Origin of the sequence: Kitasatospora sp. NPDC086801 (assembly GCF_044745805.1) — a bacterium.
Lineage (GTDB): Bacteria > Actinomycetota > Actinomycetes > Streptomycetales > Streptomycetaceae > Kitasatospora.
In genome coordinates, this window is the sequence record NZ_JBIVAX010000120.1 from 1 (window position 1) to 1,011 (window position 1,011).

Genomic DNA, 1,011 nt, shown 5'->3' on the forward strand with positions numbered 1-1,011 from the left:
AGTGGGGGTTTTGGGATCTCTGATCCCATAAATGGCTTATGGTCACGTCGCTTTGATTACGCTATGCCCGATAGATGAACAACATCCATCCTTTGGCCAGGGGATCGGCTGCCCGTATTGCCCGTATCTGTGCCCTGTAGTCCGTCTGGTTTGAAGAAGTCATAGAAACGCCGATCTGGTAGTGGAACGGGATCCTCCGCCCCATCAGTGCTGACGCTGTGTCATGACCGAGCGCAAGCCGTACCCGAGCGATCTGTCCGACGCCCGATGGGCCCTGATCGAGCCGGTTCTGACGGCATGGAGAAAGGCCCGACTTGACCGTCGGCCGACCGGCCAGCCGGCGAAGGTCGAACTGCGCGACGTGTTCAATGCGATCCTCTACGTCAACCGCACCGGAATCCCCTGGAAGTACCTCCCGCACGACTTTCCGAACCACGGCACCGTCTACGCCTACTACGCTGCCTGGCGCGATGAGGGGCTCTTCGCCCAACTCAACTACGACCTCACTGGATTGGCCCGAGTAAAGGAAGGACGCAAGCCCGAGCCGACCGCCTCGGTGATCGACACCCAGAGCGTCAAGACCTCCACCAACGTGCCCCTGGCCAGCCAGGGAACCGACGCCGCGAAGAAAATCGTCGGCCGCAAGCGAGGCATCCTCACCGACACCATCGGACTCATCCTCGTCGTCACCGTCGCCGCCGCGAGCCTGTCCGAGAATGCCCTGGGAATACGCCTCCTCGACCAGGCCAAGAAGACCTATCCCAGCATCTCCAAGAGCTGGGTCGACACCGGCTTCAAGAACGCCATGATCGAGCACGGCGCAAGCCTGGGCATCGACGTCGAGGTCGTTCACCGGAAGTCCGACGTCCCCGGATTCCACGTGGTGAAAAGGCGGTGGGTGGTCGAACGAAGCCTGGGGTGGATCATGCAGCGCCGCCGGTTGGCCCGCGACTACGAGACCCTGCCGACCAGCTCCGAAGCCATGATCCACATCGCATCGATCGACAACCT

The 1,011-nt window shown here is 61.5% G+C and carries 1 protein-coding gene; it reads left to right on the forward strand.

Features of this window, described 5'->3' with window-relative positions; all coding sequences use genetic code 11:
* Positions 1-223: 223 nt before the first annotated feature.
* A partial coding sequence (locus ACIPLC_RS38265; RefSeq protein WP_400477677.1) for an IS5 family transposase occupies positions 224-1,011 on the forward strand: 788 nt, incomplete at its 3' end.